Genomic DNA, 5,860 nt, shown 5'->3' with positions numbered 1-5,860 from the left:
TGTCCAACCCCCCCCGTGTCATGGGCGCCGCACAGCAACGCCCCCCGGCCCCCGCCACGAACCCCCCCCGCGGCACCAGGAACAGGGTGAGGATCGACGGAGCAGCCGGCGGCGCTGCGCACGCGATCCGAACGGCGGACGGCCCCGGCGTGGTGATCGCCGGGGCCCTCCGCCGTGCGAGCGGTGACCGTCGTCCTGGGCCGGCGGCCCGGGACGTCCTTCATGGCTCCTGGCGGTCGAACGTGTTCCATGCACGTGCGGGTGAGGCTGCTGGACCGCCCCGCCTACGAGGTCGCGCACCGGGCCAGGGCGCTTCGCGCCAGCCCGCGCAGCCAGGTGTGGGCGGTGTCGGTGTCGTAGCGCTGATGCCACGACAGGTATATCGGTGCCGACGGCAGTTCGATCGGCAGGGGCAGCACGACCAGGCCGAGGTCCGCGACGGCGGAACGCGTGGTGGCCTCGGGGACGCTGATCACCAGGTCGGAGTCGCGCGCGAACGCCAGCGCGGCCGCTTCCGTGGGCGCGGTCGCCACCACGCGGCGGCTGAGGCCGAGCCGCGCGAGAGCGTCGTCGAGGGCATTGCCGAGGTTTCCGCGGCGCGAGACGGTGACGTGCTCGGCGGCGGCGTACCGCTGCGCGGTGAGGGCGCTGCCGCGGGTGAGGGGGTGCCCCCGCCTCACGATGAGGACGAGGCGGGTCTCGCCCACGTTCTCGGCGCGGATGTCCGGTGCGCCCGCGGGGTTGGCGTTCGCCTCCAGATCGACCTCACCGCGCCGCAACCCGGGTGTGTCGACGCTCGATTCCGCGACGAAGCGCAAGCGCACGCCGGGTGCCTGTCCGCGCACGGACGCGAGCAGCGCCGGTCCGCTCAGGGCGACCAGGGAGTCGTGCCAGCGAAGGGTGAACGTGCGTTCCAGCGACGCCAGATCGAGTTCACGGCTCGGTGCCAGCACTCCGTGGACCTGGTGCAGCAGTTCGTGCACCTGCGCCCGGACGGCCATCGCATAGGGCGTCGGAGTCATCGTGCGTCCGGTGCGGACCAGGATCTGGTCCCCGGTCGCGCGCCGGATCCGGCCCAGACTCCGGCTCATCGCGGGGGCGGTGACGTGCAGGCGCGCGGCCGCCCCGGCCACGCTCCCCTCCTCGAGCAGCGCGTCGAGTGCCGTGAGCAGGTTCAAATCCAATTGCATGTGAGTAATCCTAGCCGTGCCTGACATGCAGTTGAAGTTAATCCTGGTCCTCCATACCGTTGAGGCGAAAGCGCACGACGGAACGCGCGGCTCGGCTCGGTACGCGTTCACAGCCCTCCTCGGACACTCAGACAGGAGCACCACCATGTCCGCAACGCCTCAGACCTCCGCCGTCACGGCCTCCGACGCCGACCTGCTCGACCAGACCGTGATCGCCGTGCGCGCCGCCGGTTCGGCACTGCTCGAGCGCTTCGGCGAGGTGGTCCGCCACCAGACCCGCGAAGAGCTGATGCGCGCGCTCGCCGCCAACGACGACACGGCCCTCGACATCCTGCGCCCCCGCCTCACACAACTCCGCCCGGACGCCGGCTGGGTCGAGGACGAACTCGACGGCGGGGCACTGCCGCCCGGCGAATGGTGGGTCGTGGATCCGGCCGAAGGCAACGTCAACCACCTGCACGCCCTGCCGGAATGGGCGGTCACCGCCACCCTCGTACGCGAGAACCGGCCGGTCCTCACCGTGGTCCACCAGCCGGTGACCGGAGAGACGTACACCGCGCTCACCGGAGCCGGCGCCCACCTCGACGGCCGGCCCCTGCACGTCTCCGAGACCGCGGACCTCGGCCTCGGCATCGTCGCCACCAGCCAGGCCCGGCCCGACGAGGACGAGGAGGTCGTGCGGCGCGTCGGCTCCTCGATCACCGCGATGCTCTCCGACGCACTCGTCGTCCGCACCTCCGTGCCCGCCACCCTGCACCTGGTGAACGTGGCCGCCGGCAGGACCGACGCCTTCTGGCAGTTCGCCGGGGCCCGCGCGGACCTGCTGCCCGGGGCGCTGCTCGTCCAGGAGGCCGGCGGACGGATCTCCGACGCCGAGGGCCGCCCCTGGACTCCGCAGAGCGACAGCTTCCTGGCCACCGCGCCCGGCATCCACGCCCAAGCCGTCGCGACGCTCTCCCGCTGACCCCTGACGAGAAACAGAAAGACCAGAGGAGAGAATCGATATGAACGAGATCGCAGTACTCGGGAACGGCCGCGTCGGCGGCAACCTGGCCGCGGCCCTCACCCGAGCGGGGCACCAGGTCACCGTGGCGGGCCGCGCGCGGGGCGCCGCCGCCGACGCCGCCCGCACGGCCCGGATCGTCATCAACGCCACGCCGGGCGCCGGCTCACTGGAGCGTCTCGCCGCCCTGCGCCCCCATCTGCGGGACAAGATCCTCGTCGACGTCTCGAACGCCACCACCGACGGCCCGGACGGACTGCCCGCCGACCTGCTCTACCCCGGCTCCAGCCTCGCCGAACAGCTCCAGGACGCGCTCCCCGAGACCCGCGTCGTCAAGACGCTCAACACCATGCTCTTCCCGGTGATGACCGCGCCGGCCATGCTCACCCAGCCGCCGACCGCGTTCCTCTCCGGTGAGGACCCGCAGGCCAAGCAGACCGTCCACGACCTGCTCACTGACCTCGGCTGGCGGAAGGAGTGGATCACCGACCTCGGCGGAATCCTGACCGCCCGCGCCACGGAGGCCGCCATCCTGTTCGTGCCCCATGTGATCCGCTCCAGTGGATTCGCGCCCTTCGCGCTCTCCCTCGCCCGCTGACGTGCGCCCCCGCCCGCCGAGGGCGGCGGGTTCCCGTCCCGCACGCGGCCCCCGTCGCGCCACGGGCCGTACCGTACGACGCGTACCCGGTCGGGCCCACGGCCGCGTGACCGCCCGCCCACCCGGTCACGGCGGGGGAGGCGTGCGTAAGGTCGGTGGCGTGGGCCGACGGCGCGCCGCCACCGGTCCGACCTGCTGGAGGAACACGTGAAGATGGCCCAGTCCCGCGAACAGTCGCTCTCCGGCACGAGGGAACCGGCCGACGCCATGGACGGCCTGCGTGAGCGTGGTTTCGCCCGCTACGGAGCCGAGCAGCTCGGCATCGCCCCGGCCGGCTCCGTCGCGGAGGACATGGCCGTCATCCAGGAGGTCTGCGCGGACCTGCCGCCCGACCCGTACGCCCCCGGCACCCGTCGGTTCCGCCGGTACTCCCACGCCGTGTACGTGCCGTGGACGGACGGACTGTCCTGGATTCCCGGAGTCGCCGACCCCGTCCACGGCACGGTCACCGAGCTCTCCCACCGCGATCACGACCCCGCGTCCCCGCGGCCGCGGCGCGCTCTGCCCGGCCTCCCCGAGGCGCTGCGCGCCAACCCGTTGCTGCTGCGGCTCCTGCGCTGGGACATCGGACAGGTCCTGAGCCTGAAGGACCTGGGCCGACGGCCGCTGTGGGTCGGTGTCCACCTGATCAAACTCGGAGTCGACCACCCCGGGCAGGTCGCCGTTTCGTCTCCGGACTGCCTCCACCAGGACGGAGGCTCGACCGGTACCTTCACCTTCGCCCACTTGATCGGCCGGAGGAACGTCGCCGGCGGTCAGAACCTCATCGCCACCGCGGACAGTGCGGGCCTGCGTCCCGAGGAGGTCCCGACGGCCGACATCCACGCCCGGTTCACCCTCACCGACCCGCTGGAGGGTTACGCCGTCCACGACCACCGGGTCAGCCACTACGTGGGCCCGGTCCGCGCGGGCTCGGATCCAGGGCCGGGCGAACGCTCCGTCATCATCGTCGGCATCGCCCCGTACGTCCCCCAGCTCTGACGGCGGGTCCTCGCGCGTCTGCCGCCCGGGCCGTCTTCAGGTCTATTGGTCCAGACCTATTGACCGTCCTTGGCATCCCTCCTACGATCCGGACCGGCACAGCCCCACATGTCCCCACCTCACCCAGAGCCGGGCGTCACGCCCCCACGCGTGTGTCTGTCATGCCCATGACGCTCGGCGGGAAGGGAGCGCACCATGTTCCGTCGGAGATCACGCACTCCGCGTCCGCCAGGCGTATTCCACCCCCGTCCGGACCCCGGCCGGCCCGGACGCACCACCCTGCGGCGCTCCCTCGCCGCTCTGAGCGCCGCCGCCGTCATCGGCACCGGCCTGGCCGCGGCCGGCACCGTCGCCGCCGGAGCCGCCAGTACCAACCTGGTGGCCAACTCCGGCTTCGAGAACGGACTCTCCGACTGGGTCTGCTCCAGCGGATCCGGCACGGCCGTCAGCGGTCCGGTCCGTTCCGGCGGCTCTGCGCTGAAGGCCACGCCGAGCGGCCAGGACACCGGCCAGTGCACCCAGACCATCAGTGTGCAGCCCAACTCCCAGTACACCCTGAGTGCTTACGTCCAGGGCAGTTACGTCTACCTCGGCGCCACCGGCACCGGCATCACCGGTACCTCGTCCACCTGGACGCCGAGCAACCCGTCGTACGGTCAACTCAGCGTCAGCTTCACCGCCGGTCCGAGCACGACCTCCGTGACCGTCTACCTGCACGGCTGGTACGGGCAGCCGGTGTACTACGCGGACGACGTCTCGCTCACCGGCCCCGGCGGCACCAACCCCACGCCGACCGTGACCCCGCCGACCACCGCGCCTCCGACGACGGCGCCTCCCACGACGGCGCCTCCCACGACGGCCCCGCCCACCACCGCGCCTCCGACCACGGCCCCGCCGACCACCACCCCGCCGCCGGGGGACACCTGCCCCACGAAGCCCAAGCCGTCGGGCAAGGTGCTCCAGGGATACTGGGAGAACTGGGACGGCGCCTCGAACGGCGTCCACCCCGGCATGGGCTGGGTGCCCATCACGGACTCCCGGATCGCCGCGCACGGCTACAACGTCATCAACGCCGCCTTCCCCGTGATCCTCTCGGACGGCACCGTCCTGTGGCAGGACGGCATGGACGCCGGCGTCAAGGTCTCGACCCCCGCCGAGATGTGCCGGGCCAAGGCGGCCGGAGGGACGATCCTGATGTCGATCGGCGGCGCCGCCGCGGGGATCGACCTGAGCTCCAGCACGGTGGCCGACCGGTTCGTGGCGACCGTCGTACCGATCCTGAAGAAGTACAACTTCGACGGGATCGACATCGACATCGAGACCGGCCTGTCCGGCAGCGGCAACATCAACACGCTGTCCTCCTCCCAGGCCAACCTGATCCGCATCATCGACGGCGTACTGGCCCAGATGCCCGCGGGCTTCGGCCTGACGATGGCCCCCGAAACCGCGTACGTCACCGGCGGGAGCGTCACCTACGGGTCGATATGGGGCTCGTACCTGCCGATCATCAAGAAGTACGCCGACAACGGCCGACTGTGGTGGCTGAACATGCAGTACTACAACGGCAGCATGTACGGCTGCTCTGGCGATTCCTATCAGGCCGGAACCGTCCAGGGGTTCACCGCGCAGACCACCTGCCTGAACAACGGCCTGACCATCCAGGGCACCACCATCAAGGTGCCCTACGACAAGCAGGTGCCCGGCCTGCCGGCCCAGCCCGGCGCGGGCGGCGGCCACATGACGCCGAGCCTGGTCGGCCAGTCATGGAACGCGTTCGGCGGTTCGCTGAAGGGGCTCATGACGTGGTCGCTCAACTGGGACGGCTCGAAGGGCTGGACCTTCGGGGACAACGTCCGTTCCCTTCAAGGCCGTTGACCAGCCCCGTGCCGACCTTCCGCCGCCGATCCTGAGCTGGTGCGAGAGGGACGGTGAGGTGGCCCCCCGGGGCCCCGACCGGGGGGGCCGACCACCAGGCCGGCCCGCTGTAACCTTCGGCCGGCCGGCCGGGTGGTTGGGGGGGCCCCAGGG

Annotated in this window: 5 protein-coding genes; 4 read left to right on the top strand and 1 reads right to left on the bottom strand. The window is 71.7% G+C overall.

The annotated features are described in order from the left end of the window. Nucleotides 1–284: 284 nt before the first annotated feature. Nucleotides 285–1,190, bottom strand: a complete 906-nt coding sequence (locus tag ACWF9Z_RS29765) for a LysR family transcriptional regulator (protein ID WP_453607067.1) — start codon at nt 1,188–1,190, stop codon at nt 285–287. Nucleotides 1,191–1,335: 145 nt separating this feature from the next. Here ACWF9Z_RS29765 and ACWF9Z_RS29760 point away from each other — a divergent pair, with 145 nt between their 5' ends. The 4 genes from ACWF9Z_RS29760 to ACWF9Z_RS29745 all read left to right on the top strand — a co-directional run bounded on the left by ACWF9Z_RS29760 (nt 1,336) and on the right by ACWF9Z_RS29745 (nt 5,707). Then, nucleotides 1,336–2,154: an inositol monophosphatase family protein gene (locus ACWF9Z_RS29760; RefSeq protein ID WP_453607065.1), complete on the top strand. Its 819-nt coding sequence runs from the start codon at nt 1,336–1,338 to the stop codon at nt 2,152–2,154. Between the two features lie 40 nt (nt 2,155–2,194). Further along, nucleotides 2,195–2,791, top strand: a complete 597-nt coding sequence (locus ACWF9Z_RS29755) for an NADPH-dependent F420 reductase (protein WP_453607063.1) — start codon at nt 2,195–2,197, stop codon at nt 2,789–2,791. Nucleotides 2,792–3,004: 213 nt separating this feature from the next. Further along, on the top strand, nt 3,005–3,832 hold the full coding sequence (locus ACWF9Z_RS29750; RefSeq protein WP_453607179.1) for a 2OG-Fe dioxygenase family protein: 828 nt from the start codon (nt 3,005–3,007) through the stop codon (nt 3,830–3,832). Between the two features lie 195 nt (nt 3,833–4,027). Next, nucleotides 4,028–5,707, top strand: coding sequence for a carbohydrate binding domain-containing protein (locus ACWF9Z_RS29745; RefSeq protein WP_453607061.1), 1,680 nt, complete (start codon nt 4,028–4,030; stop codon nt 5,705–5,707). The last annotated feature ends 153 nt before the right edge of the window (nt 5,708–5,860 follow it).

It is taken from the genome of Streptomyces sp. NPDC054961 (assembly GCF_053609145.1).
The sequence above is the reverse complement of the archived record's forward strand: the minus strand, read 5'-3'. Positions and strand labels throughout refer to the sequence as shown.

What these genes read in the sequence shown, in the direction of transcription:
- ACWF9Z_RS29750 (WP_453607179.1), top strand. Translation starts at nt 3,005, where the DNA reads ATGGCCCAGTCCCGCGAACAGTCGCTCTCCGGCACGAGGGAACCGGCC.
- ACWF9Z_RS29765 (WP_453607067.1), bottom strand. Translation starts at nt 1,190, where the DNA reads ATGCAATTGGATTTGAACCTGCTCACGGCACTCGACGCGCTGCTCGAG.
- ACWF9Z_RS29760 (WP_453607065.1), top strand. Translation starts at nt 1,336, where the DNA reads ATGTCCGCAACGCCTCAGACCTCCGCCGTCACGGCCTCCGACGCCGAC.
- ACWF9Z_RS29745 (WP_453607061.1), top strand. Translation starts at nt 4,028, where the DNA reads ATGTTCCGTCGGAGATCACGCACTCCGCGTCCGCCAGGCGTATTCCAC.
- ACWF9Z_RS29755 (WP_453607063.1), top strand. Translation starts at nt 2,195, where the DNA reads ATGAACGAGATCGCAGTACTCGGGAACGGCCGCGTCGGCGGCAACCTG.